The organism is Ruegeria sp. BA2 (genome assembly GCF_056539605.1).
Genome location: NZ_JBQFVE010000006.1, coordinates 177,007 through 202,353, shown reverse-complemented (window position 1 = coordinate 202,353; position 25,347 = coordinate 177,007). Strand labels below are relative to the sequence as shown.

The following is a 25,347-nucleotide window of genomic DNA, read 5'->3' as shown; positions in this document are numbered from 1 at the left end:
TTATGCCAAAGCCCCGCCGGGGGCAATCACGCATTGGCGTTTTTACGACCCTCGCGCTGTCGGATTTACGATTGACCCGGACGCCGGGGTTTTCAATCTTGGCAGAAACGTCCAATCGCGAGACTGCAATGCAATCAATCACCGAACCCGCCCGCCAGATTCCCGTTGTCCACCAGACAGACGTATTGGTTGTGGGTTCTGGCCCCGCCGGTTTGTCTGCCGCCCTTGCCGCAGCCCGCGCCGGGGCCGAGGTTTCGCTGATGGACAGGTTCGGCTGCATGGGCGGCAATATCACCGCCGTGGGCGTCGAGGGCTTTGCCTGGTATCGCCACGAACAGACCGTTGAGGCCGGAGGTATCGGCCTGGAATTTGAAACCCGCGCCAAAGAGATGGGCGCTGCCGTACCCGAGAGCCAATCGCTCAGCTACGAGTTGGACAGCGAGGGCTTCAAGCTGGTGGCCGACAAGCTGGTCGAAGAGGCTGGCGTTCATCCGATGCTGCATCGACAATTCGTCGCCCCGATCATGGACGGGGATCGCATCATCGGCGTGATCACCGAATCCAAGGCAGGGCGCGAGGCGATCTTGGCCAAGGTCGTCATTGACGCCACCGGGGATGCGGATGTGGCACATCGCGCGGGTGCCCCGACCCACAAGACGCCACGCGAGGACATGATGGCCGCCTCGGTCATGTTCCACCTGGCAGGCGTTGACAAACGGGCCTTTATGGAAGGTATCAAAGCGGACCCGCAGACCTACAAGGATTGGGGCGGCGGTGGCGAATGGAATATCGAGACCTCTGGCAAAGAGGACGACATGTTCTCGCCCTTCGTCAAAAAACCCTTCCAGCAGGCCATCGATGAGGGTCTGATCCCGGCCCATCTGAACACAATCGCGGGGACCTGGGGGGCGATGCACGATACCGGAGAGCTGACCTATATGAACCTAATTCATATGGACCAGATTGACGGGACCGACCCCGACAGCCTGACATTTGGCGAGATCGAAGGCCGTCGCCAGGCGATGCTGGCCATTGATGCCTTGCGCCGTTTCATGCCGGGCTGTGAAAACGCACGTTTGCGCAATTTCGGCATGACCATCGGGATCCGCGATACTCGCAAAATCGACGCTGTATACAACATGACCGAGAATGACGCCCGACATCAGGGTCAGTTCGAAGATTCCATTGGGATTTACCCCGAATTCATCGATGGATACGGCATACTGATCCTGCCGACCACCGGGCGATATATGCAAATCCCCTATCGCTCGATGCTTCCCAAAGGGATCAAGGGTCTGTTGGTTGCGGGCCGGTCCCATGGCGCGGATCGGATCGCCCATGCTGCGACGCGCAATATGTCCTGTTGTGCAGTTATGGGTCAGGGCGCAGGGATCGCAGCGGCCTTGTCCCTGAAAAGCAATCAGGAACTCGACAGCCTAAACCTTGCCCCTGTGCATCAGGAATTGGAACGCCAAGGCGTGAGAATTACCTGATGGAGCACATCCCAACTATCGATATCAGCCCGCTGTCCAATCCTTCCGATTCACGGTATCGGTCAACGGTCGCGCAAATCATGGACGCCTGCACCAGTATCGGGTTTCTGTCGATCACAGGAACAGGCATTGCGCCTGAGCACATTGAACAGGTCCGCGGCTGTGTCAGAGCGATCTTTGACATCGACGAGGCCCGAAAATGGGACCAGGCCATCACCCGCGAAAACTATCGCGGATACATCCCGATGGGGTTCTTCACGCCCAATGACGGGTCGGGTGCGGCGGACAAGTACGAAGGGTACAAACTGCATTTCGAAGCACCCGAAGATGCCTCGATCCGGGCAGAATGCGCGCTTTATGGGCCGAATATCTGGCCCCGAGAAGTGCCGCAGGCACGCGCAGTCATACTGGACTATTGGCAACAGCTTGATGGTGTAACAGATATTTTGCTGGGGGCCCTGGAAATGGGGTTAAAAATCCCGCCCAACACTCTGCGCGACGCCTTCCGCGACCCGATGACCAACATGACCTTGCTTCACTATCCACCACAATCCCCGGATGAGCGTGGCTATGGAATTCATCCGCATAAGGACACCGACGCGCTAACAATAATCGCTCCCGATCCGGTCGGAGGGCTTGAAGTGCAGACCCGCACCGGAGGTTGGATCACGCCGGACTGCCCATCCGGCGGCTTCGTGGTCAATATCGGTGACATGCTGGAATTGTGGTCAGGCGGGCGACTGAAATCGACCCCGCATCGCGTGGTCAATCGATCCGGGCAAGAACGCTATTCCTTCCCGTATTTCGCCGTTCCGCGCCATGATGTGGTGGTCGCGCCTTTGCTGCCCGCCCTGCCCGGCTTTGATCGCCCCGAGGTTCATTGCGGCCACTGGTCAGCGGAAATCTGGCGCACCAACTGGCCCGATGAAACAGCCACCAATGACACACCGGAACTCGGCACGCTAACCGACTAAAGCACAAAAACTGCGCGCCATGAACCGCTTGCATCGCAGGGCGTCATGGGCCAAGAACACGGCAATGCTGTGCAAACGAGGGAATGCGCCATGGCCTTGCCAGTGAAGGATCAGCTGAGATATTGGGGCGTCGCAGCCGCGATCTTTGTGGTGGTTCTGTACCTGCTGGGTGACGTGCTGCTGCCCTTCGTGATCGGAGGGGCGATTGCCTATTTCCTCGATCCTGTTGCAGACCGCCTGGAAAAGTTCGGCCTATCGCGTGTGGCCGCGACTGGCATTATCACCGTTGTTGGCGTGCTTGGATTTGTACTGATGATTGTGATGGTCGTGCCAGCATTGATCACTCAGTTGCTGGATCTGATCGATGTTTTGCCAAGCCTTTTCAAGGAACTACGCGCTTTCATTGAGAAGCAATTCCCAGCGCTTTTGGATCGCGAATCGAACACGCATCAGATGCTGGTGTCGTTCGGTGAGACTTTAAAATCCAAAACCGGCGACGTGCTTCAAACCGTTCTGGCCTCACTTGGTTCGGCAATCAACGTGGTAGTCCTTCTGGTCATCGTCCCGGTTGTGGCTGTTTATCTGCTCATGGACTGGGATCGCATGATCACCCGGATCGGAGAGTTGCTGCCCCGTGATCACGCCCCGACGATCAAACGATTGGCCGAAGAGATCGATGCCGTGCTGGCATCATTCGTGCGCGGCATGGGTACGGTCTGCCTTATCCTTGGCACCTACTATGCGGTTGCATTGATGCTGGTAGGTCTGCAGTTCGGTCTGATCGTTGGCTTTATCGCAGGGCTTGTAACCTTCATCCCCTATCTGGGCGCGTTAATCGGAGGCAGCCTAGCCATTGGTCTGGCCCTGTTTCAGTTCTGGGGGGATTGGGCGCATATTGGTCTGGTCGCTGGCATTTTCGCCATCGGACAGGTGACAGAAGGCAACTTCCTGACCCCGAAACTCGTCGGCAGCTCAGTTGGCCTGCACCCAGTCTGGCTGCTGCTGGCTTTGTCGGTGTTCGGCGCACTGTTTGGTTTTGTTGGTATGCTGATTGCCGTTCCGGTTGCGGCAGCTTTGGGTGTTCTCGCACGATTCGCGACAGAGCAATATCTGAACAGCCGCCTTTATACCGGGCTTGAAGGTCTGAATCAGGACGACGAGTGAATGGCCACGCAGCTCAGCTTTGATCTGCCGTCCAAGACCGCCTTGGGCCGCGAAGATTTCTTTGTCTCACCGGCGAATGCGCTGGCCGTTGCGATGATCTCGGCCACATCCTGGCCGGGAAACAAACTGGTGCTGAGTGGCCCGGCCGGTTCAGGGAAGACGCACCTTGCACATGTTTGGGCTGCTGAAACAGGCGGGCGTATCGTTCAGGCTGCTGCCTTGCGGTACGAAGATGTGCCTAATCTTGCGTCCTCACCGGTCGCAGTCGAGGATGTTCCGCTAATCGCCGATGACATGGAACAACAGAGAACGTTGTTTCACCTGCACAACCTGGTCTTGGCCGAGGGCCACGCGCTTCTCATGACCGGTCGTGCAGCGCCAAATCTTTGGCACTTGCCTTTGGCTGATCTGCAAAGCCGTGTGGACGGGGCACATCATGTAGCACTGGACGCACCGGATGACGCCCTGTTAGGTGCGGTGCTGGCCAAACTGTTTACAGATCGCCAGTTGAACCCCGGCCCGGACGTCATCGCTTATCTGGTCAAACACATGGATCGCAGTTTTGAGACTGCGGCAAATGTGGTTGCCGAGCTGGATCGGATCGCGCTTGATGAAAAACGCGATATCACCCGTTCGCTTGCGGTGCGTCTATTGAACACAGGTTCTAAACAATCCGATGCCTGTGATTGACCGGATAAAACCGATCCCGCATCCTGCGCCCAAAACATCTGGGGACACCATGACACAAATCGCCGAGACCGATTTTCCCGATCACGGGCTTTTTGGCAAACCCTTGTTTGAAGATCCCGGAGCGCGCGCTTTGTCTCGTGTTGGTGTCGTCGATATCGGATCGAACTCGGTTCGGATGGTGATCTTTGATGGCGCGGCACGCTCACCTGCCTATTTCTACAACGAAAAAGTCATGTGCGAATTGGGGGCCGGTCTGTCTGAAACGGGTCAATTGAACCCACTTGGCCGCGTGCGCGCCTTGGCGGCGCTGCATCGGTTCAAGTATCTGGCCAATGATCTTGGCTTACCCACACTGCACGCCGTTGCGACCGCCGCTGTACGGGAGGCCAAAGATGGGCCCGACTTCTGCGCGCAGGTGAAGACAGAAACCGGATTGCATATCAACGTCGTGAATGGCGAAGAAGAAGCACGTCTGTCAGCCCAGGGTGTCCTGCTGGGATGGCCTGGTGCCTATGGTCTGATCTGCGATATCGGAGGCTCTTCCGTGGAACTGGCCGAAATTGGTGGCGGCATGGTCGGGCGTCGTATGACTTCACCCTTGGGGCCGCTCAAGCTGCGCGATATCAAAGGCGGTCGTCGGGCGCGCAAAGAGCACATCAAGAAAACGTTGGAAGAGATGCGTGACAAGATGGGTCCTCAGCGGGATCGCCTGTTTCTTGTTGGCGGCAGCTGGCGTGCATTTGCGCGGCTGGACATGCTGCGCCGAGGTTACCCGCTGAACGTGCTACACGAATATCGCATGACTCAAAGCCAGGTCCGCGAGACGATCAAATTCATCGAAAAGAACGATGCCGACGAATTGCGCGCATTGGCTGGCGTATCGGGCTCGCGCATGGCGCTCATCCCTTACGCTATGGATGTGCTGTCCCGCCTGATCCGCACCTTCAAGCCCAAGGACATCGCCATCTCAAGTTATGGTATCCGCGAAGGCTTGCTGTACGAACAGATGCCGCAACGCCTGCGCGACCGTGATCCTTTGATCGAGGCGAGCCGCTTTGCCGAGGCCAAGGATGCCCGGCTACCGGGATTTGGCAAACATCTGTTTGATTTTGTTATGCCCCTGTTTCGATCGGCCCCGGATCAAAGGGTACGCTTGATCAAAGCAGCCTGTCTTTTGCACGACGTGAGCTGGCGTGCACATCCTGATTACAGGGCTGAAGCTTGCTTTGAATATGTTACCCGAGCCAATATGAGCGGCATCAAACACTCTGAGAGGGTCTTTATCGGCCTCGCGCTTCAACATCGGTATCGCAACAAGCGCGAAGGGAGCCGCTTTACCGAGCTGTACGAACTGCTGGATGAACGCAGTCAGGAACAGGCCGAGATTTTGGGCAAAGCACTAAGGTTCGGGGCAATGCTCTGGATGCAGCATGACGCCGCTATGGGCAAGCTGCGCTATTACCCTAAAAAGCAAAAGCTTGAACTGCGCCTGCCAAAATCTGCGGGTCCATTGTTCAACGAAGTGGCCGAGGCGCGCTTTAACTCGTTGGCCGCGGCACTGAAATCTGAATCCAAAGTGATCATCAGGGGATGATTAGATATCGGTGAGCCCGTCTGACGCGTCTTCTTGTGGAACCGGTTCTTCGGTCTGGTCCTTGGGTTTCCTACGAATGATGATATCACCATTAGGCAGCATCTCGGGCGTTTCATAGACGCTCCAGTCCTGCACCTGAGCAGCCAGGTCGGCCAGCGCCGGGCCCATCTCCTGCATGAAAGACTGCAAGGCCGGACCAAACTGATCTGCCAACCCGCGCAGATCTTCGAGCGTGGGCTCCATCTCTTGTCGCAGGCCCTCAAGGAACAGCTCAGCCCCTCGCTCCATGAGCGATTTGCCGGTGTCTTCTTGCGCCTGCGCCGGCAGCGCCATGGCGGCGGAGGTCGCGAATATCAATATGAGACGTTTCATGCTTCGAATATAGGCAAGGACCGGCAGGGGTGAAAGATCAGAGCTCGATATCCAGCGTAACCGGAAAATGGTCCGAAGCTGTCAGCAAAGCATCCCGCAACTCAGGATCGCTCCAACAGGCGGTGTCACGAAACGGATGCCAGATGCGCCAGTTGGGAGACCTGTCGCGCATGTCATTGCTGATCATGATGTAGTCCAGCAGCGCCTCAAGATACCGCCCTTCTTTAGGGCGCGCAAAGCGGGCAGTCGCCGGGACTGAGCCGGGGCGCAATTCCAAGGCGCGTGCTGCGTGCGGGTCATACAGACCCGCCTGCAACAGAATTTCAACGGAGGAACGGCCAAAGAGATGCTCGAACTCATCCAACCCCGGCCCATCATTGAGATCACCTAGCAACACCACCGAGTCCTGCTCTGCCACATGGTGTTCAACTCGGCGGGCCAACCACACGGCTTGCGCCAGCTGTTTCCGACGGTTGGCGATCGATATCCGGATCATCTCATCCCGTGATCCGGCACCATGAGGCGCCTTTGATTTCAAATGCGCGCCGATCAGGCGAAATTCCTGTCCAGAAGCAGTCTCAATCGCCAATTCCAATGGCGGTTTCGAAAACTGCACCTGATCTTCGGTCGCATCCACATCCAGATCGATACGGAACTCAGTATCGAACCGAGGTGCTGTGTCGGATTCCTTGGGATCGTGGCGCGCCTTCAATTTCTCAGGATCAAAGAGCAGAGCAAGTTCCTGATGTGTATCATTCGCAAACCCCATGATGGCATGGCTCGTGCGCAGACCGAAAGCCTCGGCAAAACCCTGCAATGCCCGAACGGTGTTCTGGTCTTTGCCCGTGTTGGGGGCCTCAACGATCAGTACAGCATCGGCATCAATCGCCGACAGCACTTTGGCAACGGCTTCTATTTGCTGGGCCTTCGTGACGTCATGACGCCCTGACCAGCTGTCATCGACAATCAGATTGTCATCGCGGTCAAACAGGTTGGCAAACCATTCAATATTATAGGTTGCCAACCGCATAGCTCAGACCTTGGCACCGTTGATCTCATCCCAGGCGCGGTTGATATCGATCATCTTTTTCTCGGCCAGGCGCACCGCTTCCTCGGGGACCCCGCGCGCCATCATCGCATCCGGGTGAGTATCGCGCACCAATTGCCGCCAAACCTTGCGTATTTCGGCCAATGGCAGATCCCGAGCAACCCCTAGAACCGTGTAAGGATCTTTCGGTGCATCCGGAACAAATCGCGCACGCAGAGCCATAAACTGAGCATCTGTCTGGCCGAAAATACGGCTCACATCTTCGAGGAATTCATTTTCGTTGGGGTGATAAAACCCATCCGCCATGGCAATGTGAAACAGACCTTCCATCAGGTCACACAAAGTGGTGCTGTCTTCGGAAAACATCCCGGAAATCTTGCGGGCATAGTCCTTGTAACCGGCGACATCCGTACGTGCCATGTCAAAGACTTTTGCCGCACCATCCTCATCCTCAGGCGCGATCTGGAACACTTCGCGAAAGGCCGTGACTTCATCCCGTGTGACTTGCCCATCGGCCTTGGCCATTTTGGCCCCCAGCGCCACTACCGCAATTGCAAACGCCACCGAACGTTCCGGGGGCGTCCGCAATTTTTCAAAAACTGCGGTCAGGCTTTCGCCTTGTGCAAGCGCGTTCAGCGCGTCGGCTATTCTGGTCCAGATCGACATGGGCGCACCCTAGCGTGCCACAGCGCGACTGTCAGGTGCGACAGATCACTGCGGGTTAAGAATTTTCTGCATCAATACAAGATCCAGCCGTTGCCCCCATTTGAAGCCAACCTCAGGCATGAGGCCAACGCGATCAAAACCGACCGCCGAATGAAAGGCAATCGCCGCAGGGTTAGCCGATGAGATACCGGCGACCAGAACATGCACATTATTGGCCTTCGCTATCGTCTCCAAAGCTTGCATCAACGCTCTGCCCGTTCCTTGCCCTCTGGCCCCCGGCGCTAGCTGAATCGAATGCTCGCGACATTGCGCATATCCGGGGCCTGATCTAAAGGCGCCATAGCTGGCGAAACCGTTGATCTCGCCATCGTGTTCGGCAACCAGAAAAGCGGAATTTTTGATTTCGATCTCTATTGCCACATCTTCGGCGCTGCGTTCATCGGTGGTAAAGGTTATCAGAGTATCGCGAATAATCGCGTTCGTGATCGCTGCGATCGCTGGCGCGTCTTCGACTACTGCCCGCCGGATCGTCATTCCAGCACACGCAGCCCGTGCGGTGTCTCGATTTCGGCACGCAGAGCGGCTGGGCCGCTGTCAAACGTCACATGCTCCAGACCGCCTAAGCTTTTGGCCAGATCCAACCCATCAGGGTGGCACACGATCAGGCGACGTAGGCGGCATCCGCTGTCTTGCAACATTTGTGCCGGATGCAGATCGCCCTGCCATTGAATGAGTGCTGGAAACAAGTTGTCGAACGGCAAACGCCCGTTTGGGGGAACGGCCATCCGCCAGCGCAGCGCGCCCCTGCTTAGATCGATGGGCTGACCGACGCCATCGGGAAACACGGTCAGCGACGCCTCGATATCAGGGACACGGCAAATCCAATTGGTGAGTCGAGGGCCACCCTCGAACCGATCCAGATCGAACCAGCGCGTTCTTTGCGGGGTAGAGGCATCAGGATCAATAGCGATCGCTTCCAGGTAGAGCCCGTCGCGCATTCCCAAAAGCCGATTATAAGTCCCGAATTCCTCGTGTTTGCCACCCTCTTGTAACCGCACGCCCAGCGTCTGTTCGATATGGGCAGAGGCCTCTTCCAGCGTTTCGCCCGCAACGGCCAGATGATCCAGTAACATGAAGACGCCTCCCAAAGACATACGACCAGACCATTTAGATCTGATCACATGTTTTCCTTAAAGGCACGAGTTCACAAGATTTTTCGTACGAAAAATCTTGCGCCGGTGTCAGGCCTTGGCCTCGCCGATCAAACGCAGGATATCCTGTGCCGCATCGGGAATGTTGGTTCCCGGCCCGAAGATTGCTTTAACGCCATGATCATACAGGAATTGGTAATCCTGCTGCGGGATGACGCCACCACAGATGACGATGATATCCTCGGCCCCGGCCTTCTTCAGTTCCTCAACCAGCTGCGGCGCCAACGTCTTGTGCCCAGCGGCCTGTGACGAAATTCCGACCACATGCACATCATTGTCGACCGCATCCTGCGCGGCCTCAGCGGGTGTTTGAAACAAAGGACCTACATCCACGTCAAACCCGATATCGGCAAAGGCAGTCGCAATCACCTTTGCCCCCCGGTCATGCCCGTCCTGTCCCATCTTGACCACCAGCAGGCGCGGTCGGCGGCCTTCGGCTTCGGCAAAGTCCTCAATGGACTTCTGGATCGCAGCAAAGCCTTCGTCGCCCTCGTAAGCCGCGCCATATACGCCTGCCAGGGTTTTCACCTCGGCGCGGTGGCGGCCGAATTCTTTCTCCATTGCCATGCTGATCTCTCCTACAGATGCGCGGGCACGGGCTGCCTCGACGGCGGCGGCCAGCAGGTTGCCACCTTCGCGGGCAGTTTTGGTCAACGCGTCCAGAGCCGTTTGGCAGGCTGCTTCATCACGGGTGGCACGGATACGTTCCAGCCGTGCAACCTGTGCCTCGCGCACGGCAACGTTGTCGACGTCGAGAATATCGATCAGGTCTTCCTGCTCTTTGCGGTATTTGTTGACGCCTACGATAACCTCTTCACCCCGGTCGATCATGGCCTGACGGCGCGCGGCGCTTTCTTCGATGCGCAGCTTGGGCATGCCCGAAGCAACAGCCTTGGTCATGCCCCCCATCTCTTCGACCTCTTCCATCAAGGCCCAGGCCTTTTCAACCAGTTCATTGGTCAGGCTTTCGACATAGTAAGACCCAGCTAGCGGATCGACCACATCGGTCACACCGGTCTCTTCCTGCAATACAAGCTGCGTGTTCCGCGCGATGCGAGCCGAGAAATCGGTGGGCAGGGCAATCGCCTCATCCAGAGCGTTTGTGTGCAGCGATTGGGTACCGCCCAGCACAGCGCTCATCGCTTCATAGGCTGTGCGGATCACGTTATTGTACGGGTCTTGTTCCTGCAAGGACACGCCCGAGGTCTGGCAGTGGGTCCGCAGCATCTTTGACCGGTCGGATTTTGCCCCGAACTCGGTCATCACGCGGTGCCATAGGGTGCGGGCAGCGCGCAGCTTGGCGATTTCCATGAAGAAATTCATGCCAATGGCGAAGAAGAAAGACAAACGGCCCGCAAACTTGTCGACATCCATCCCGGCCTGCGTTGCGGCGCGCACATATTCGCGGCCATCAGCCAGCGTATAAGCAAGCTCTTGCACCAGGTTCGCACCAGCCTCTTGCATGTGATAACCAGAGATCGAGATCGAATTGAACTTGGGCATTTCGTTCGAGGTATAATCGATAATGTCAGAAATGATCTTCATCGACGGTTCGGGCGGGTAGATATAGGTGTTGCGCACCATAAACTCTTTCAGAATGTCATTCTGAATGGTGCCGGACAGAACGGATTTGTCATGTCCCTGTTCTTCGCCCGCCACAATGAAACTCGCCAGAATCGGGATCACTGCCCCATTCATGGTCATCGAGACCGAGACTTTATCCAGCGGGATACCATCAAACAGGATCTTCATGTCTTCGACCGAGTCGATGGCAACACCGGCTTTGCCCACATCGCCAACAACGCGGGGATGATCACTGTCATAGCCCCGATGCGTCGCCAGATCGAACGCGACCGAAACCCCCTGCTGACCCGCCGCCAAATTGCGGCGATAGAAGGCATTCGACTCCTCAGCCGTTGAAAACCCCGCATATTGGCGGATCGTCCATGGACGACCTGCATACATCGTCGCCTTCACGCCGCGCGTAAAAGGGCCAAAACCCGGAAGCGAGCCCATATGCGGAAGTCCAGCTGTATCTTCCTGTGTGTAGAGCGGTTTGACGTTGATGCCTTCAATCGTTTCTTTGGTCAGTTCGTCCAAAGGACGGCCGCGCAGCTCTTTCTCGGCCAGCACCCGCCAGTCGTTGGTGTCGGTCATGTCGATTTCCTCTGTTCAATTCTGGTTTCGCCAGGGGCCACCCCGAGCGCATTGGTATCTGTTCGGCAAATCAGTTCAGCCAGACCGTCGGCGCCTGAGGCCAGCCACTCCAAATCGTCTGCGTAATCCGCCCAAAGCTTCATCGCCTGCTTAGTGTTCAGCCCGTGGGGGGCAGGTTTGGGTGCGGCGTTCAGGGTAAGGCCGTCGCTGAATTCGGGCGCGCTGCGACCCGTCAGCACTTCAAGCTGTGCCTGCTGGTGGCCCGCGAAGTCCTCGAACGGCAGAACAAGCAAAGGAACATCAGGAAATGCGCTGCTTATGTCGATGATGACATCGCGCCAGCGCCGTTCACTTTGCGCAATGCGCTTCCACTTTGTTGGTTCAATCGGATCGCTTCCACGATTGAATTTATAGGCTGCGACGGATGTCCAATACATATCCAAGGCCCTGATATTCAGAGCAAGTTTGTTGACCCGGCCACCAAAGGCTGTTGCCAGAAGCTCGGCGCGCTCTTGCATACTGGGATAAAGCGATGCAAAGGCGATGTTACGCCCCATGGAGCCCACGAAATTCTCTTGGCTGACCAGAAGTTGCCTGGTGCCACTCCGCTGACAATCGTCCAGTTCGCGGCGCAACGCGTCACAAACTTCTGGTGTCAATTTATTCAGGCCATTCAAACCGTTAGATCGGGTTCGCTCAGGGCCCCAATACACCAGCCCTTGCTGGGCAAGCGTTTGCTCGTTCCGGCTCAGGTAGTTCTGAAAACTGGTGCTTGCACAACGATGTGCGCCGCAATGCAGGATGATCTCCATCCGACTACACCCCTGCCCGAATGGTAGAAGGGGTGGCGGAATTACTGAACGGTTCACCGACTATGTGCGGGCCAATTCCGTGGCCGATGAACAAATTTTTGATGCTCTTAGTCATTTCGCCGGTCGCATTCGCCCCATCAGGGGCTATATTCATCTCAACAGGAGGCCTTATGACACGCACGCTTGCCCTTGTTTTCACGGCACTATTCCCGCTGGCTGCTATGGCCGCGGACGCAAACGCCCCTGCGGATGACAGCTTTGTGCGTCCCGTAGATGACAGCGATCTGACCGATTTCCTTTGGACACACCGCCCAATCGTCGTTTTTGCCGATACCCCGGCAGACCCACGATTCCAGCAACAGATTGACATGTTGTTGGAGGGGGAGGATGCCATGCGAGATCGCGATGTGATCGTATTGACCGATACCGACCCTGCTGCACGGTCATCGATCCGTTCGAAACTGCGCCCGCGTGGGTTCCAGATGGTGTTTGTCGACAAGGACGGCGTCGTGAAACTGCGCAAACCCAGCCCGTGGAGCGTGCGCGAGATTAGTCGTTCGATCGACAAGACCCCCCTGCGCGAACGCGAAATCCGTGAACGGCGCGAGGGCGGCTGATCATCTGCGACATGCTTCAAAGTCCCGGCAGAAGCCACCGAGAACTCTGAGAAATATGAAGCAGGCGCGCGCATGATCATTCGAACTCGATAATCACATCGTCCACGGCAAGACTGTCGCCGGGGCCAGCATTGATCTTCGAGACCACGCCTTTCTTCTCGGCGCGCAGGATGTTTTCCATCTTCATCGCTTCAACGGTGCAAAGTGCCTGACCTTCTTGCACCTCCTGCCCGACTTCGACATCGATTTTCACGATCAGACCCGGCATCGGGCAGAGCAGCATTTTCGAGGTATCAGGCGGCAGCTTTTCGGGCATCATGCGGGCAAGTTCGGCCTGGCGCGGGGTGCGTACATGGACCTTGAGGTCAGCCCCGCGGTTTCGGATGCGGAACCCGCCTGAGATTTTTCCGACCTTCAAAACCAATAGGCTGCCATCTACATCCAGCACCGCCAATTGGTTCCCGGGTGTCCAGTCTGACGACACACGCATGGATGACCCGTCGTTGAATTTGACCGTTGCGCCCTGTTTGTCGGCCTTGACCTTGACGCTGAATTCCTGCCCTTGCAGTGCAACATTCCAACGTTTGCCGACCTTGCGCTCGTGATTGTCCATCCGACCCGAAACACGGGTGCGACGGATTTCGGCCACCCGGTGCATCGCGGCGCACGAAGCTGCGATGCGGCGCAAATCCTCTTCGGGCAGGTCTACGCCTTCGAAACCGTCCGGATATTCCTCGGCGATGAAAGCAGTTGTCATGTCACCGCTGACGAATTTCGGGTGATCCATGACGGCCGACAAGAATGGCAGATTATGCCCGATCCCTTCGACCTCGAAACTGTCCAGCGCCACGCGCATCGCCTCAATCGCTTGCGCGCGGGTCGGGGCCCAGGTGCATAGCTTGGCGATCATCGGGTCGTAGTACATGCTGATCTCGCCGCCCTCATAGACCCCAGTATCATTCCGCACAGCGCTTTCACCCTCGGGCGCGTTACCCTGCCATTTGTCGTTGACCAGCAAAGGGCCAGCAGCGACCTCCTGCGGAGGGCGATAACGTGTCAGACGGCCAATCGAGGGCAAAAAGCCGCGATACGGATCCTCTGCGTAAAGACGATTTTCAATGGCCCAGCCGGTCAGGGTCACGTCATCCTGTGTAATTGTCAGCTTTTCACCAGCCGCCACGCGGATCATCTGTTCCACCAGATCAACGCCGGTGATCAGCTCGGTCACAGGGTGTTCCACCTGAAGACGGGTGTTCATTTCGAGGAAATAGAAATTCTTCTCCCCATCCACGATGAATTCCACCGTGCCGGCGCTGGCGTAGTTCACCGCCTTGGCCAAAGCGACCGCCTGTTCGCCCATCGCCTTGCGGGTTTCAGGGTCAAGGAAAGGCGATGGTGCCTCTTCCACAACCTTCTGGTTCCGGCGCTGGATCGAACATTCACGCTCGCCCAGATAAATGCCATTGCCGTGGCTGTCGCAGAGAACCTGAATCTCTATGTGGCGCGGCTGGGTCACGAATTTCTCGATGAATATCCGGTCGTCGCCAAAGGAATTTACGGCCTCGTTCTTGGAAGATTGGAAACCTTCGCGGGCTTCTTCGTCATTCCAGGCGATCCGCATGCCTTTGCCGCCGCCGCCAGCGCTGGCCTTGATCATCACCGGATAGCCGATGTCGTTCGAAATCTTCACCGCCTCATCAGCGTCTTCGATCAGCCCCATATAGCCGGGAACCGTCGAAACCCCGGCCTCTTGTGCGATCTTCTTCGAGGTGATCTTGTCCCCCATGCTTTCGATCGCACCCACTGGCGGCCCGATGAAGGCCACGCCTGCGGCATCCAGCGCCTCGGCAAACTTAGCATTCTCGGACAGAAAGCCATAACCGGGGTGGACTGCCTGAGCACCACTTTGACGAATGGCGTCCATCACTTTGTCGATAACGATGTAGGACTGGTTGGCTGGAGGTGGGCCGATATGAATGGCCTCATCCGCCATCGAGACATGCAGGGCGTTCTTGTCAGCATCTGAATAGATGGCAACCGTACCAATACCCATCTTGCGGGCGGTCTTGATGACCCGGCAGGCGATCTCGCCCCGGTTAGCGATCAGGATCTTGTTGAACATGGAACGTCCTTTGGCTTGGTGTTTTGGAAACGCAAAACACCGCCGCAGGGCGTTGACCCCACGACGGCGTGATGCGCAATGACGGACGAGGCTTTGGTAGCCCCGACAAATTCGGAGTTAGTTACAGTTGTGCTGGGTCTTGCAGTACAGCACGTTGCCCGCAGCCCCCACGGCCGCGCCAAGCAACGGGTCCGCACTGAGGACCGCAGCCCCCAACGCTCCTGCACCGCCGCCGAGGATTGCCTGTTCGCCGGTCGAGCCACCGCAGGCCGCCAGGCCCGCACAGGTCGCCAACACGAGGGAAATTCGTTTGATTCGCATGGTTTCTGCCCTTCTAGGTTTATTGCAGTCTTTGAGAGCAGATGCCGATTTCGCGCATTGTTATGCAATAACAGAGGCCGCAAACACACGAATTGCGCAGATTTTTGCCGCTTTTTGTCTAACTCGGACAAAAAGAAAACCGCGGACAGAACTCTGTGGGGAACACAAGCCTGCCCGCGGAAGGAAGGGGTACGGAATAGTAGGTGCTTGTGCGACGCAGGCAAAATAGAGCCGCACGGCGCGATCACTGTGCACAGCACAATTGCGCGCGCCAACCAGTTATTGTTTCCATCTGAATTTCCGGCCAAATCCTGCCAGTTGGGCAAAACTCCGCGCAAATTTGTGCCTACAGGAGAACTAGGGGCAATACGGGAGACGTAGACCACAGCAGCCCGTTGCACCGCGCAGTCCTTCGCACCTTGGGGCAAGGACCCGCCCCCTTGATTTAGCAACGTGATATGCGCGGCAGCGTTTGGCATGATCAGCGTACACCGTCGAACACGTCTGGAAACGACTGGCGCGCAACATTCACATCAATCACCAGCAGAGCATCGTAACTAGCTGGATCAAACGGATCTTCCGCTGCGATTACCTCGCGCCCGAACAGCCAATTCAGCCGACCGGCGTCCAGATTACCGCGCTCGAACGGCTGATCTCCGAAATGCTCCCACAGCGCTTCTAAAAATGCGACGTCTGCTCGCTTGTCGGCAGGCTTGCGATCGCGAAATCGTTCGCGCTGGGTCAGTGGCGTCACACCTTTGGGGTTGGCCCTTCGAATAGTGAACTGAAAGTCGGTACCGGGCAGTCGACCGGGGAATCCGCGATGTTTCAGCATGGCACTCTCTCATCGGTCAGGGTCTTAAAGAAACAGGGCATCTGGCAAACCTGTTGGGATGAAGCGATCATGCGAACCTCCGACGTTGCATCTTTGTAGTGGGGCTCTCTGGGACCGTGACAATGCCTGTTCATGGTCAGAGCCCCTCCCAGATACACCGGGATTGTTCCAACCGGTAGGCTTCAAAAAACTGGGTCGCGTCGGGTTCGGATGTGCCGAATTCAATTGGTCGATCCGAAAAAGAAATGACGACCCTTGCAGGTTCCAAATCGTGCTGCGCGACATAGGGCACAGCCAGAGTTTCGCATAAATGCTCCATGTCGATCGACGCGACATCATACGTGATACGGCCAACCGTTGACCCGATCTTGGGTGCGATAAACCGAAACCTCACCCAAAGCTCACCCGGATTGGTGTCCAGCAGCACATCGCTCAGCTCAACCGGTTGGCCAGAAGGCACTGGCAGCAGGTTGCTGGCCTCTGCCCCGTTGGCTGTTGCAGCCATCACAAAACCCAATACGCAACCCCGAAACCGCCGGAAGCAGCCTCCTCCCTCCGGGGTTGCGTGCGCAGCATAAGCGGCCTGCGCGTTCTTATGTTGGGTCGATCGGCTCATCGATAGTTCGCTTCAGATAATTACAGCGGAATATTGTCGTGTTTCTTCCACGGGTTTTTCAGCTGCTTGCCACGCAAACTTGCGAAGGCACGCGACACACGGCGTCGTGTTGATTGCGGCATGATCACTTCATCAATAAAACCCCGCTCGGCGGCGACGAAAGGATTTGCAAACCTGTCTTCGTAATCCTGCGTGTGCTGCGCAATCTTGTCGGTGTCGCCAAGATCCGCCCGATGGATAATTTCGGTCGCCCCCTTGGCACCCATCACCGCAATTTCGGCTGTTGGCCATGCATAGTTGAAATCGCCGCGCAGGTGTTTCGACGCCATCACGTCATAAGCGCCGCCATAGGCTTTGCGTGTAATCACGGTGACCTTTGGCACCGTCGCCTCGCCATAGGCAAACAACAACTTCGCGCCATGCTTGATCACACCTCCATACTCCTGCGACGTCCCAGGCAGGAAACCCGGAACATCCACCAAGGTCAGGATCGGAATTTCAAAGCAATCGCAGAACCGCACGAACCGAGCCGCTTTGCGAGAACTGTCGATATCCAGACACCCAGCCAGAACCATCGGCTGGTTCGCAACGACACCAACAGTCTGGCCTTCCAGACGGATGAAACCGGTGATGATATTCTTGGCGTAATCTTCCTGAATCTCGTAGAAGTCGCTCTCATCCGCCACTTTGGTGATGAGCTCCTTCATATCGTAAGGCGTGTTCGGATTATCCGGGATCAGTGTGTCCAGCGAGGTTTCAACCCGATCAGGGCTGTCAAAAAACGGACGAACCGGGGGCTTCTCACGATTATTGAGCGGCAGGAAATCGACAAGGCGGCGTACTTCGGCCAGGGCCTCTACGTCGTTTTCAAACGCGCCATCAGCAACCGACGATTTTTTGGTGTGCGTCGATGCTCCGCCCAGTTCTTCTGCTGTCACCACCTCGTTGGTGACGGTCTTCACAACGTCCGGGCCTGTGACGAACATGTATGATGTGTCTTTGACCATGAAGATAAAGTCGGTCATCGCAGGGCTATAAACCGCGCCACCCGCACAAGGCCCCATGATTACGCTGATCTGCGGCACCACGCCCGAGGCCATGATATTGCGCTGGAACACCTCGGCATATCCGGCCAACGAGGCAACACCCTCTTGAATCCGCGCGCCACCCGAGTCGTTGATCCCGATCACCGGCGCACCGTTCTGCACCGCCATATCCATGATCTTGCAGATCTTCTGCGCATGGGTTTCAGAAAGTGAGCCACCGAATACGGTAAAATCCTGGCTGAACACATAGACCATGCGACCGTTAATAGTGCCCCAACCGGTGACAACACCATCGCCCGCCGGTTTTTGCTTTTCCATTCCGAAATCGGTGCAGCGATGGCTGACAAACATGTCGAACTCTTCAAAGCTGCCTTCGTCCACCAGCAACTCGATCCGTTCGCGTGCAGTCAGCTTGCCGCGCGCATGCTGCGCGTCGATGCGTTTTTGCCCACCACCCAGTCGCGCATTGTTTCGACGATCTTCGAGCTCGGAAAGGATGTCTTTCATGTCGATAGTCTCCCATGAGAATTTGCGCGACCATACCGACAAGCGTTGACGGGCCAAAGTAGTATTCGGCAAATTTGCAAATATTTGAATATACGTGGACTGGTAACTGCAAATAAGCAAATTCTACGGCAACTCAAACTGCTGATGGCATTTCCCGCGCTTAGGGTCTAAGGGTAAACCATGCAGTTCAGTTCTACCTCCATTAGTCGTACCCCACCGACGCTTGCAACACTCATACTGTTGTCAGGACTATCGGCGCTGAGCATGAATCTGTACCTGCCCAGCCTCCCATTTATGGCGACCTATTTTCAGACAGATTACAAAGTGATGCAGCTTTCAATCGCGCTGTATCTATTGGTGAATGCTGTTCTGCAGATTTTGATCGGCCCGCTTGCCGACAAAGCCGGGCGCAGGCCGGTTCTCCTGTGGGGGCTTGCCCTTTTTCTGTTGGCGACGCTGGGATGCATCTACGCGCCAAATGTTGAGACATTCCTGGCATTTAGAATGTGCCAAGCTGTCATCGTCGTGGGCATTGTCCTAAGCCGTGCGGCTGTGCGGGACATGTATGAGCAAGATCAAGCCGCCTCGATGCTGGGTTATGTCACGATGGGAATGGCGGTCGTTCCCATGATCGGCCCGGCGGTTGGTGGCATGCTGGAAGAGGCCTTCGGCTGGAAAGCCAATTTCTGGCTTCCTTTTGCGCTTGCCGCTCTGGCATTGCTGCTGACCTTTCGCGACTTCGGTGAAACTGCCGCTGCAAGCGGAAAGACATTGATACAACAATTCCGCGAATACCCAGAATTGCTGATGTCGCCCCGTTTCTGGGGCTACTCCTTGTCGACCGCATTCTCATCCGGTGCATTCTTTGCTTACTTGGGCGGTGCACCATTCATCGGGACAGAAGTGTTCGGCATGACCGCCGCCGAAGTCGGGATATACTTCGGCGCCCCTGCGATTGGGTATTTCTTCGGCAATTTCATTAGTGGCCGATTCTCGGTTCGTGTCGGCGTCAATCGCATGGTCCTCTGGGGGTGCTGGCTGAATGCAATTGGCGTTGCTTTGTCTGCATTGCTGTTTTTGGCGGGCCTCGGAACAGCACTCAGCTTTTTCGGCCTAATGACGTTTGTCGGACTGGGCAATGGCATGACAATCCCAAATGCGACAGCCGGATCGCTCTCAGTCCGTCCGCATCTGGCGGCAACGGCCTCGGGCCTTAGCGGAGCGATTATGCTTGGCGGCGGCGCTGCCCTTAGTGCGCTGGCGGGCGCATTGCTGACCCATGAAACCGGCGCGATGCCGTTGCTGTGGCTTATGCTGACAACCGCCGCTTTGGCAATCTGCGCCATTAGCGTCGTCATTTGGCGCGAACGGCAACTTGGTCTTTAGGCGGCTTGCGCCGATGGGTTTGCAAAGTTAGCTTGTGACTTAAGTAAAGCTGCAAAGATTCCCCATGGCCACCCAAAAACTCTATGCAGGCGCCAAGTTACGCGAAATGCGGACGCGCCTATCCCTGACGCAAAAGGATTTTGCTACAAAGCTGGGTGTTTCACTGCCCTACTTGAACCAGATGGAGAACAATAACCGTCCAATCTCGACAACGGTTGTTCTGGCCCTGGCCCAAGAGTTTGGCATGGACGTCACCGAACTTAGCACGGGCGATAGCGAACGCCTGGTGTCAGACATGCGCGAGGCGCTCGCCGATCCTGTTTTTGCAGACATGATGCCTCCTCTGGCCGACCTCAGATTGACCGCCTCGAACGCGCCCGCGCTTGCACGGGCATTTATCGAGTTGCACCGCGCCTATCGCCAAACCCATGAACGGCTTGCTTCACTTGATGAGGCGTTGGGCCGCGAGGATGCCCGAATTCAGGCCAGTCCCTGGGAAGAAGTGCGGGATTTCTTTCATTATTGCGACAACTATATCGATGCGGTCGACCGCGCCGCCGAGAGGTTCGCCAGCCGTACCGATGACAGCAGCGATATTCGTATTGTCGCTTTGAACAGCCTGACCGAACGCGGCATTCACGTTACGTTCGCCGACAGTGACACTTTGCGCAGCTATAATGCGAACGACAAAACCTTGCGCCTGTCTTCACGCGCTGCACCGCAAACACAGGTCTTTCAACTTTTGTTGCAAGTGGCGTTGATCAGTCAGGATAAGCTGCTTGAGGCAACGCTCGATTTCGCGCGCTTTCAAAGCGACGAGGCCCGCGCCATCGCGAAAATCGGCCTTGCAAATTATTTTGCCGGTGCTTCGCTTATGCCGTACGGCGCATTCCTTTCTGCCGCGCAGGAATACCGGCATGATCTGGAACTGCTTAGCAACCGGTTCGGCGCATCGATTGAACAGGTGGCGCATCGTCTTTCCACGTTGCAACGTCCCGGCGCAAAGGGAATTCCGTTCTTTTTTGTCCGCGTTGATCAGGCTGGTACGATCACCAAACGCCACTCTGCGACACGGCTTCAATTTGCCCGGTTTGGTGGGGCCTGCCCGCTATGGAATGTTCACCGGGCATTTGAGACACCGGGGCATTTCCTGCAGCAATTGGCCGAAACACCAGACGGAGTTCGATACATTTCGCTTGCGCGTGACGTCTCGAAATCAGGTGGCTCATTCGGCGCGCCGGTTCGCCGTTACGCTATCGCATTGGGGTGCGAGGTCCGGCATGCCGAGGCCCTGGTTTATGCCGATAATCTCGACTTAAACAACGCCAGTTCTTACGAGCCAATCGGCATATCCTGTCGCATCTGCGAGCGCCAGAATTGTCACCAAAGATCCGTTCCACCATTGGAACGCCGCCTGACGATCGACGCCCATAGCCGAGGCACCCTGCCTTACAAGGTTACCTGATCGTCATCCGCCATGTTGATCCGGGGGCTCATTGGCAAAGCCCCCGTCTTCTTATCAGCTTTTCGATAAAATCGCCCAAATCTCATCCTTGAGCGCCGCGCGTTTCTTTCGCAGTTCAACCTCAGCCAACTCTTCCATCGGTTCGACATTGGTCTCAGCCCGATGCACGACACGGTTGATCTCGTGATATTCGTCCGCAAGCCGGGCAAAATGCGCATCCGTTTGCTTGAGCTGGCTCATTACTTCGACTTTGTCTGGAAACTCCTCAGCCAGTTCATGCGGGGTATGGGACATTTAGTTGGCTCCTTGTTTAAGCGTTACATTCAACATCTAAACATGACTTTGACGCTCTGCTTTGATGCCGATCAAATATCGCGCGCCCGTCACCATGACAGAAATCAGAAGACTCCAGAAATCCGGGATGAATCAGCGCTGTGCTGTTGCCCATCTTGGGCTGATCCACGGCTGATCATTTGCTTTGGGCAGCGGATCCTTCTCGAGCAAGTGATCCGATATCTTCTCCCCCACCATGATCGATGGCGCATTCAGATTGCCATTAGTGATCTGCGGAAAGATTGAGCTGTCGGCGACACGCAGTCCATCTACCCCGATCACACGCCCCTGTGGGTCGACAACCGCATTTTTATCGTCCGCCCGACCCATGCGGCATGTTCCACAAGGATGATAGGCGCTTTCTGCGTGTTCGGCGATAAAGGCGTCGAGCTCTGCGTCCGATTGAACGGCGGCACCCGGCTGAATCTCCTTGCCCGCGTAGGGCTTGAAGGCCTCTTGCCCGAAAATCTCTCGGGTCAGTCGGATACAGGTTCGGAAATCCTCCCAATCCGCCTCATGACTCATGTAATTAAAGCGGATTACAGGGGCATCTTCGGCGTTGGCAGAACGAAGAGTTACGGCCCCACGCGAGGGCGACCGCATAGGCCCGACATGCGCTTGGAACCCATGACCTTCGGCTGCAGCCTGCCCATCATAGCGAACGGCCATCGGTAGGAAATGGTATTGGACGTCAGGATATTCCACACCTGGTTTCGAGCGCACAAAAGCCGCACTTTCAAACTGGTTCGATGCACCAAGGCCGGTTTTCGTGAACAACCATTGCGCCCCGATCATGCCTTTGCTGAAGAGGTTCCAATGCTTGTACAGCGTGATCGGCTGCAACGACGCCTGTTGGATATAAAGCTCAAGATGGTCTTGCAAATTGCCGCCAACGCCGGGACGGTCGGCAACCACTTTGATGCGGTGCTCGGCAAGGTGCGCGGCAGGTCCGATACCCGACAGCATTAGCAGCTTTGGTGAGTTGATCGACGAGGCCGCCAATACGACCTCGCGCCTTGCTTTGATCACCTCACGCTTTCCACCACGGATGAGTTCAACACCCGTCGCACGGCCCGCTTCAATAATCACGCGGGCGGCAAGACCACGCACAATTTCGCAGTTTTCGCGCTTAAGGGCCGGTTTCAGATAGGCGTTTGCAGCTGACCAGCGCCGGCCTTTCCAGACGGTCTGCTCCATAGGGCCAAAGCCCTCTTGCTTTTCGCCATTATAGTCGCCGGTGATCTCGTACCCGGCCTGTTGGCCCGCATCTACAAAAGCTTTGAACAGAGGGTTTTCACGAGGTCCGCGTGATACATGCAGCGGCCCATCCGTCCCGCGCCAAGCGTGGTCGCCACCATGACCACCATCGTGCCAGGTCTCCATTCGTTTGTAGTAGGGCAACACATCCGCGTATGACCAGCCATCCGCCCCCATCTCGGCCCAGGTGTCGAAATCGCGCGCATGACCGCGCACATAGACCATGCCGTTAATCGAGGACGACCCTCCGATGACCTTCCCTCTCGGACAGGCCAATCTGCGGTTGTTCAGATACGGTTCGGGTTCCGATTTGTAACCCCAATCATAGCGCGACATGTTCATTGGATAGCTCAACGCGGCGGGCATCTGGATGAACGGCCCGACATCGGTTCCACCATGTTCAATCACCAGGACCGATGCCCCGGCTTCGCTCAGGCGATATGCCATTGCACATCCCGCAGAGCCAGCACCGACTATGACAAAATCAGCTTCCATATTCGTGTCTCCGCTCCCGCTAGGGATAAGATTTTTCGACGAAAAATCTCATCTCTACCCGCAGAAGTGTTTTGTAAAAGTGAAGAGTTATTCGCCACGCGGGAAGCGTTGGCTTTCCTCTACATCATTCAGATCCATGTGATTGCGCATGTAGCGTTCGGACGCTTTCTGCAGCGGTTGATAATCCCACGGGTAGTAGCCGCCTTGACGCAATGCCTCATAGACCACCCAGCGGCGCGCCTGACTGGCTCGTACATCAGCATCAAAGCGTTCAAGATCCCAACGCGCTTCGGATTTGGCCAGCAATGTTTGAAGGGTGCCCGCGTGTTCGGGCATATCGGCAAGGTTGGCCATCTCATGCGGATCGGCCTCAAGATCGAACAGTTGATCAGGATCCAATGCACAACGATTGTATTTCCACTTGCCATAACGCAGAGAAACCAATGGCGCATATGAGGCCTCGGCCGCATACTCCATTGCTACCGGAGCGGTTCGTTCTTTACCTTTCGCCAACGGTACAAGGTCTTCGCCGTCCGTCCACGGTGCGATTTCAGCCATATCAACGCCTGCCAGCGCACCAAGCGTTGGTGTTACATCAATTGTTGAAACGGGTGTTTCGATGCGCCCGACAGGTAGGTCAGGTGCCGATATCATTAAAGGTACCCGCGAAGACCCTTCAAAGAAGGTCATCTTGAACCACAGCCCACGCTCGCCCAACATATCGCCGTGATCGGAGACAAAGAGGATGATCGCCTCTTGCCGGGTGGTTTCCAGCACATCCAGTATTTCACCGATCTTGTCGTCCAGATAAGAGATATTGGCGAAATAAGCGCGGCGGGACTTGCGGATATCCTCAGCCTTTATGTCGAAGCTGCGCCAATCGTTGGCGTCAAAGATGCGCTTGGAATGGGGGTCTTGGTTCTCATAGCCCAGATCGGCGATCTCTGGCTCCAGATGTTCGCAATCCTCATAGAGATCCCAGTATTTTCGGCGCGCGACATAAGGATCATGCGGGTGGGTAAAACTTACCGTCACGCACCATGGGCGATCATCTTTGCCGCGAGCGAGGTCGTACAGCTTGGCTTTGGCGTTGTATGCGACCTCGTCATCATATTCCATCTGGTTAGAGATTTCCGCCACACCAGCGCCAGTGACCGAACCCATGTTGTGATACCACCAATCGATCCGTTCACCGGGCTTTCGATAATCCGGCGTCCAACCGAAATCCGCCGGATAAATATCGGTGGTCAGGCGGTCTTCGAACCCGTGCAACTGGTCGGGACCAACAAAATGCATCTTTCCGGACAGGCAGGTATAGTATCCCGCGCGGCGTAGGTGGTGCGCATAGGTCGGGATGTCACTGCGGAACTCAGCGGCATTGTCATAGACGCCGGTACGCGAGGGCAACTGGCCAGACATAAAGCTTGCACGTCCCGGCGCGCACAGTGGCGAGGCCGTATAAGTGTTGGCAAATCGCGTAGATTTCTCGGCCAGCTTTTTCAGGTTCGGCGCATGCAACCATTCTGCAGGACCGTCTGGAAAGAGGGTTCCGTTGAGCTGATCCACCATCAGGATCAGAATATTGGGCTTTGTCATTTTTTTGCCTCTAAGAATGCGCTCAACACTCGCAGCGCGCGATTGACTGCCAACTCAGGTTTTTGCGGGGCGTCCAGTGCAGAATGGATGTAAAGCCCATCAATCAAAGCGATCATATCTTCCGCCGCCTCAGTCGGATCGCTCATATGCGGACGTAGTGCGTGGATAAGGTTCGAACGAATCCGCGCCTGATAAATCTGCCAAAGCCTCAGAGCATCATCATTGGTTTGCGCCAGCACATAAAAGGTCATCCACGCGGCGATCACATCCGGTGTGAAACATGACGGAGCGAAACAGGCGCGAATAATGGCCTGCGCACGTTCATCGGGTTTCGCGGAACTGAGCTGTGTGCGAGCCTCTTCCCCGAAATCTGAAAGAATGCGGCGCATGGCGGCCAGAAATATCTGCTCTTTGCCACCAAAATAGTGATGTGCGAGCGCGCTCGACATTCCGGCGCGTTTGGCGATTTGACTGACGGTGACATCGAGCGATTTCTGAACGCCTAGTTCAGCAATCGTCGCTTTGACGATTGCATCGCGCCGGATCGGCTCCATTCCGATTTTTGGCATT

General features: G+C 56.3%; 24 protein-coding genes. 8 read left to right on the top strand and 16 right to left on the bottom strand.

What is annotated here, in order from left to right:
- Nucleotides 1-2 precede the first annotated feature (2 nt).
- From ACR0NN_RS14930 to ACR0NN_RS14910, 5 genes are all read left to right on the top strand, one after another.
- Nucleotides 3-1,493, top strand: a complete 1,491-nt coding sequence (locus ACR0NN_RS14930; RefSeq protein WP_480684971.1) for an FAD-dependent oxidoreductase — start codon at nt 3-5, stop codon at nt 1,491-1,493.
- Complete coding sequence (locus tag ACR0NN_RS14925) at nt 1,493-2,467, top strand: isopenicillin N synthase family oxygenase (protein ID WP_170723516.1); 975 nt, start codon at nt 1,493-1,495, stop codon at nt 2,465-2,467. The genes ACR0NN_RS14930 and ACR0NN_RS14925 overlap by 1 nt, the downstream gene beginning before the upstream one ends.
- A gap of 90 nt (nt 2,468-2,557) precedes the next feature.
- The gene (locus ACR0NN_RS14920) at nt 2,558-3,631 is read left to right on the top strand and encodes an AI-2E family transporter (RefSeq protein ID WP_170723774.1); all 1,074 of its coding nucleotides are present in this window, start codon (nt 2,558-2,560) and stop codon (nt 3,629-3,631) included.
- On the top strand, nt 3,632-4,321 hold the full coding sequence (locus tag ACR0NN_RS14915) for a GTPase domain-containing protein (RefSeq protein ID WP_170723517.1): 690 nt from the start codon (nt 3,632-3,634) through the stop codon (nt 4,319-4,321). It begins immediately after the preceding gene.
- A gap of 49 nt (nt 4,322-4,370) precedes the next feature.
- Entirely contained in the window at nt 4,371-5,915 is a 1,545-nt protein-coding gene (locus ACR0NN_RS14910) for a Ppx/GppA family phosphatase (protein WP_170723518.1), read from the top strand.
- Here ACR0NN_RS14910 and ACR0NN_RS14905 read toward each other — a convergent pair whose 3' ends face one another.
- The 7 genes from ACR0NN_RS14905 to ACR0NN_RS14875 all read right to left on the bottom strand — a co-directional run bounded on the left by ACR0NN_RS14905 (nt 5,916) and on the right by ACR0NN_RS14875 (nt 12,181).
- Entirely contained in the window at nt 5,916-6,287 is a 372-nt protein-coding gene (locus ACR0NN_RS14905; RefSeq protein ID WP_170723519.1) for a hypothetical protein, read from the bottom strand.
- Nucleotides 6,288-6,324: 37 nt separating this feature from the next.
- Nucleotides 6,325-7,317 carry an endonuclease/exonuclease/phosphatase family protein gene (locus ACR0NN_RS14900; protein WP_170723520.1) on the bottom strand — a complete coding sequence of 331 codons (993 nt, stop codon included), beginning with the start codon at nt 7,315-7,317 and terminating at the stop codon, nt 6,325-6,327.
- Nucleotides 7,318-7,320: 3 nt separating this feature from the next.
- The gene (locus ACR0NN_RS14895; protein WP_170723521.1) at nt 7,321-8,001 is read right to left on the bottom strand and encodes a molecular chaperone DjiA; all 681 of its coding nucleotides are present in this window, start codon (nt 7,999-8,001) and stop codon (nt 7,321-7,323) included.
- A gap of 45 nt (nt 8,002-8,046) precedes the next feature.
- Nucleotides 8,047-8,535, bottom strand: a complete 489-nt coding sequence (locus ACR0NN_RS14890) for a GNAT family N-acetyltransferase (RefSeq protein ID WP_170723522.1) — start codon at nt 8,533-8,535, stop codon at nt 8,047-8,049.
- A complete protein-coding gene (locus ACR0NN_RS14885) occupies nt 8,532-9,134 on the bottom strand; it encodes a VOC family protein (RefSeq protein ID WP_170723523.1) in 603 nt (200 codons plus the stop codon). Before ACR0NN_RS14885 ends, ACR0NN_RS14890 begins: the two co-directional genes overlap by 4 nt.
- A gap of 108 nt (nt 9,135-9,242) precedes the next feature.
- Complete coding sequence (gene scpA, locus ACR0NN_RS14880) at nt 9,243-11,369, bottom strand: methylmalonyl-CoA mutase (RefSeq protein WP_170723524.1); 2,127 nt, start codon at nt 11,367-11,369, stop codon at nt 9,243-9,245.
- Nucleotides 11,366-12,181 (bottom strand): hypothetical protein, encoded by an 816-nt coding sequence (locus tag ACR0NN_RS14875; protein WP_170723525.1) that lies wholly within the window; start codon nt 12,179-12,181, stop codon nt 11,366-11,368. The genes scpA and ACR0NN_RS14875 overlap by 4 nt, the downstream gene beginning before the upstream one ends.
- 170 nt (nt 12,182-12,351) lie before the next feature.
- Here ACR0NN_RS14875 and ACR0NN_RS14870 point away from each other — a divergent pair, with 170 nt between their 5' ends.
- Nucleotides 12,352-12,798 (top strand): DUF4174 domain-containing protein, encoded by a 447-nt coding sequence (locus ACR0NN_RS14870; RefSeq protein ID WP_170723526.1) that lies wholly within the window; start codon nt 12,352-12,354, stop codon nt 12,796-12,798.
- A 76-nt stretch (nt 12,799-12,874) separates the two neighbouring features.
- On the opposite strand, the gene ACR0NN_RS14865 is transcribed toward ACR0NN_RS14870, so the two are convergent.
- From ACR0NN_RS14865 to ACR0NN_RS14845, 5 genes are all read right to left on the bottom strand, one after another.
- Nucleotides 12,875-14,920: an acetyl-CoA carboxylase biotin carboxylase subunit gene (locus ACR0NN_RS14865; protein WP_170723527.1), complete on the bottom strand. Its 2,046-nt coding sequence runs from the start codon at nt 14,918-14,920 to the stop codon at nt 12,875-12,877.
- Between the two features lie 117 nt (nt 14,921-15,037).
- Entirely contained in the window at nt 15,038-15,241 is a 204-nt protein-coding gene (locus ACR0NN_RS14860) for a hypothetical protein (RefSeq protein WP_170683261.1), read from the bottom strand.
- A gap of 481 nt (nt 15,242-15,722) precedes the next feature.
- The gene (locus ACR0NN_RS14855) at nt 15,723-16,076 is read right to left on the bottom strand and encodes a hypothetical protein (RefSeq protein ID WP_170723528.1); all 354 of its coding nucleotides are present in this window, start codon (nt 16,074-16,076) and stop codon (nt 15,723-15,725) included.
- 136 nt (nt 16,077-16,212) lie between these two features.
- On the bottom strand, nt 16,213-16,581 hold the full coding sequence (locus ACR0NN_RS14850; protein WP_480684966.1) for a DUF6497 family protein: 369 nt from the start codon (nt 16,579-16,581) through the stop codon (nt 16,213-16,215).
- Between the two features lie 131 nt (nt 16,582-16,712).
- A complete protein-coding gene (locus ACR0NN_RS14845) occupies nt 16,713-18,245 on the bottom strand; it encodes an acyl-CoA carboxylase subunit beta (protein WP_170723530.1) in 1,533 nt (510 codons plus the stop codon).
- Between the two features lie 180 nt (nt 18,246-18,425).
- Between ACR0NN_RS14845 and ACR0NN_RS14840 the strand changes: the two genes are divergently transcribed.
- Both ACR0NN_RS14840 and ACR0NN_RS14835 read left to right on the top strand, forming a co-directional pair.
- The gene (locus ACR0NN_RS14840) at nt 18,426-19,631 is read left to right on the top strand and encodes a multidrug effflux MFS transporter (protein ID WP_170723531.1); all 1,206 of its coding nucleotides are present in this window, start codon (nt 18,426-18,428) and stop codon (nt 19,629-19,631) included.
- Between the two features lie 64 nt (nt 19,632-19,695).
- Nucleotides 19,696-21,096, top strand: a complete 1,401-nt coding sequence (locus ACR0NN_RS14835; protein ID WP_170723532.1) for a helix-turn-helix transcriptional regulator — start codon at nt 19,696-19,698, stop codon at nt 21,094-21,096.
- 54 nt (nt 21,097-21,150) lie between these two features.
- Here ACR0NN_RS14835 and ACR0NN_RS14830 read toward each other — a convergent pair whose 3' ends face one another.
- The 4 genes from ACR0NN_RS14830 to betI form a co-directional block, all read right to left on the bottom strand.
- On the bottom strand, nt 21,151-21,390 hold the full coding sequence (locus ACR0NN_RS14830) for a DUF465 domain-containing protein (RefSeq protein ID WP_170723533.1): 240 nt from the start codon (nt 21,388-21,390) through the stop codon (nt 21,151-21,153).
- A gap of 132 nt (nt 21,391-21,522) precedes the next feature.
- The gene (gene betA, locus ACR0NN_RS14825; protein WP_170723534.1) at nt 21,523-23,181 is read right to left on the bottom strand and encodes a choline dehydrogenase; all 1,659 of its coding nucleotides are present in this window, start codon (nt 23,179-23,181) and stop codon (nt 21,523-21,525) included.
- Nucleotides 23,182-23,268: 87 nt separating this feature from the next.
- Nucleotides 23,269-24,777 (bottom strand): choline-sulfatase, encoded by a 1,509-nt coding sequence (betC, locus tag ACR0NN_RS14820; protein WP_170723535.1) that lies wholly within the window; start codon nt 24,775-24,777, stop codon nt 23,269-23,271.
- Entirely contained in the window at nt 24,774-25,346 is a 573-nt protein-coding gene (gene betI / locus ACR0NN_RS14815) for a choline-binding transcriptional repressor BetI (protein WP_170723536.1), read from the bottom strand. Before betI ends, betC begins: the two co-directional genes overlap by 4 nt.
- Between the last annotated feature and the right edge of the window lies 1 nt (nt 25,347).

What these genes read in the sequence shown, in the direction of transcription:
- ACR0NN_RS14930 (WP_480684971.1), top strand. Translation starts at nt 3, where the DNA reads ATGCCAAAGCCCCGCCGGGGGCAATCACGCATTGGCGTTTTTACGACC.
- ACR0NN_RS14925 (WP_170723516.1), top strand. Translation starts at nt 1,493, where the DNA reads ATGGAGCACATCCCAACTATCGATATCAGCCCGCTGTCCAATCCTTCC.
- ACR0NN_RS14920 (WP_170723774.1), top strand. Translation starts at nt 2,558, where the DNA reads ATGGCCTTGCCAGTGAAGGATCAGCTGAGATATTGGGGCGTCGCAGCC.
- ACR0NN_RS14915 (WP_170723517.1), top strand. Translation starts at nt 3,632, where the DNA reads ATGGCCACGCAGCTCAGCTTTGATCTGCCGTCCAAGACCGCCTTGGGC.
- ACR0NN_RS14910 (WP_170723518.1), top strand. Translation starts at nt 4,371, where the DNA reads ATGACACAAATCGCCGAGACCGATTTTCCCGATCACGGGCTTTTTGGC.
- ACR0NN_RS14905 (WP_170723519.1), bottom strand. Translation starts at nt 6,287, where the DNA reads ATGAAACGTCTCATATTGATATTCGCGACCTCCGCCGCCATGGCGCTG.
- ACR0NN_RS14900 (WP_170723520.1), bottom strand. Translation starts at nt 7,317, where the DNA reads ATGCGGTTGGCAACCTATAATATTGAATGGTTTGCCAACCTGTTTGAC.
- ACR0NN_RS14895 (WP_170723521.1), bottom strand. Translation starts at nt 8,001, where the DNA reads ATGTCGATCTGGACCAGAATAGCCGACGCGCTGAACGCGCTTGCACAA.
- ACR0NN_RS14890 (WP_170723522.1), bottom strand. Translation starts at nt 8,535, where the DNA reads ATGACGATCCGGCGGGCAGTAGTCGAAGACGCGCCAGCGATCGCAGCG.
- ACR0NN_RS14885 (WP_170723523.1), bottom strand. Translation starts at nt 9,134, where the DNA reads ATGTTACTGGATCATCTGGCCGTTGCGGGCGAAACGCTGGAAGAGGCC.
- scpA (WP_170723524.1), bottom strand. Translation starts at nt 11,369, where the DNA reads ATGACCGACACCAACGACTGGCGGGTGCTGGCCGAGAAAGAGCTGCGC.
- ACR0NN_RS14875 (WP_170723525.1), bottom strand. Translation starts at nt 12,181, where the DNA reads ATGGAGATCATCCTGCATTGCGGCGCACATCGTTGTGCAAGCACCAGT.
- ACR0NN_RS14870 (WP_170723526.1), top strand. Translation starts at nt 12,352, where the DNA reads ATGACACGCACGCTTGCCCTTGTTTTCACGGCACTATTCCCGCTGGCT.
- ACR0NN_RS14865 (WP_170723527.1), bottom strand. Translation starts at nt 14,920, where the DNA reads ATGTTCAACAAGATCCTGATCGCTAACCGGGGCGAGATCGCCTGCCGG.
- ACR0NN_RS14860 (WP_170683261.1), bottom strand. Translation starts at nt 15,241, where the DNA reads ATGCGAATCAAACGAATTTCCCTCGTGTTGGCGACCTGTGCGGGCCTG.
- ACR0NN_RS14855 (WP_170723528.1), bottom strand. Translation starts at nt 16,076, where the DNA reads ATGCTGAAACATCGCGGATTCCCCGGTCGACTGCCCGGTACCGACTTT.
- ACR0NN_RS14850 (WP_480684966.1), bottom strand. Translation starts at nt 16,581, where the DNA reads ATGGCTGCAACAGCCAACGGGGCAGAGGCCAGCAACCTGCTGCCAGTG.
- ACR0NN_RS14845 (WP_170723530.1), bottom strand. Translation starts at nt 18,245, where the DNA reads ATGAAAGACATCCTTTCCGAGCTCGAAGATCGTCGAAACAATGCGCGA.
- ACR0NN_RS14840 (WP_170723531.1), top strand. Translation starts at nt 18,426, where the DNA reads ATGCAGTTCAGTTCTACCTCCATTAGTCGTACCCCACCGACGCTTGCA.
- ACR0NN_RS14835 (WP_170723532.1), top strand. Translation starts at nt 19,696, where the DNA reads ATGGCCACCCAAAAACTCTATGCAGGCGCCAAGTTACGCGAAATGCGG.
- ACR0NN_RS14830 (WP_170723533.1), bottom strand. Translation starts at nt 21,390, where the DNA reads ATGTCCCATACCCCGCATGAACTGGCTGAGGAGTTTCCAGACAAAGTC.
- betA (WP_170723534.1), bottom strand. Translation starts at nt 23,181, where the DNA reads ATGGAAGCTGATTTTGTCATAGTCGGTGCTGGCTCTGCGGGATGTGCA.
- betC (WP_170723535.1), bottom strand. Translation starts at nt 24,777, where the DNA reads ATGACAAAGCCCAATATTCTGATCCTGATGGTGGATCAGCTCAACGGA.
- betI (WP_170723536.1), bottom strand. Translation starts at nt 25,346, where the DNA reads ATGCCAAAAATCGGAATGGAGCCGATCCGGCGCGATGCAATCGTCAAA.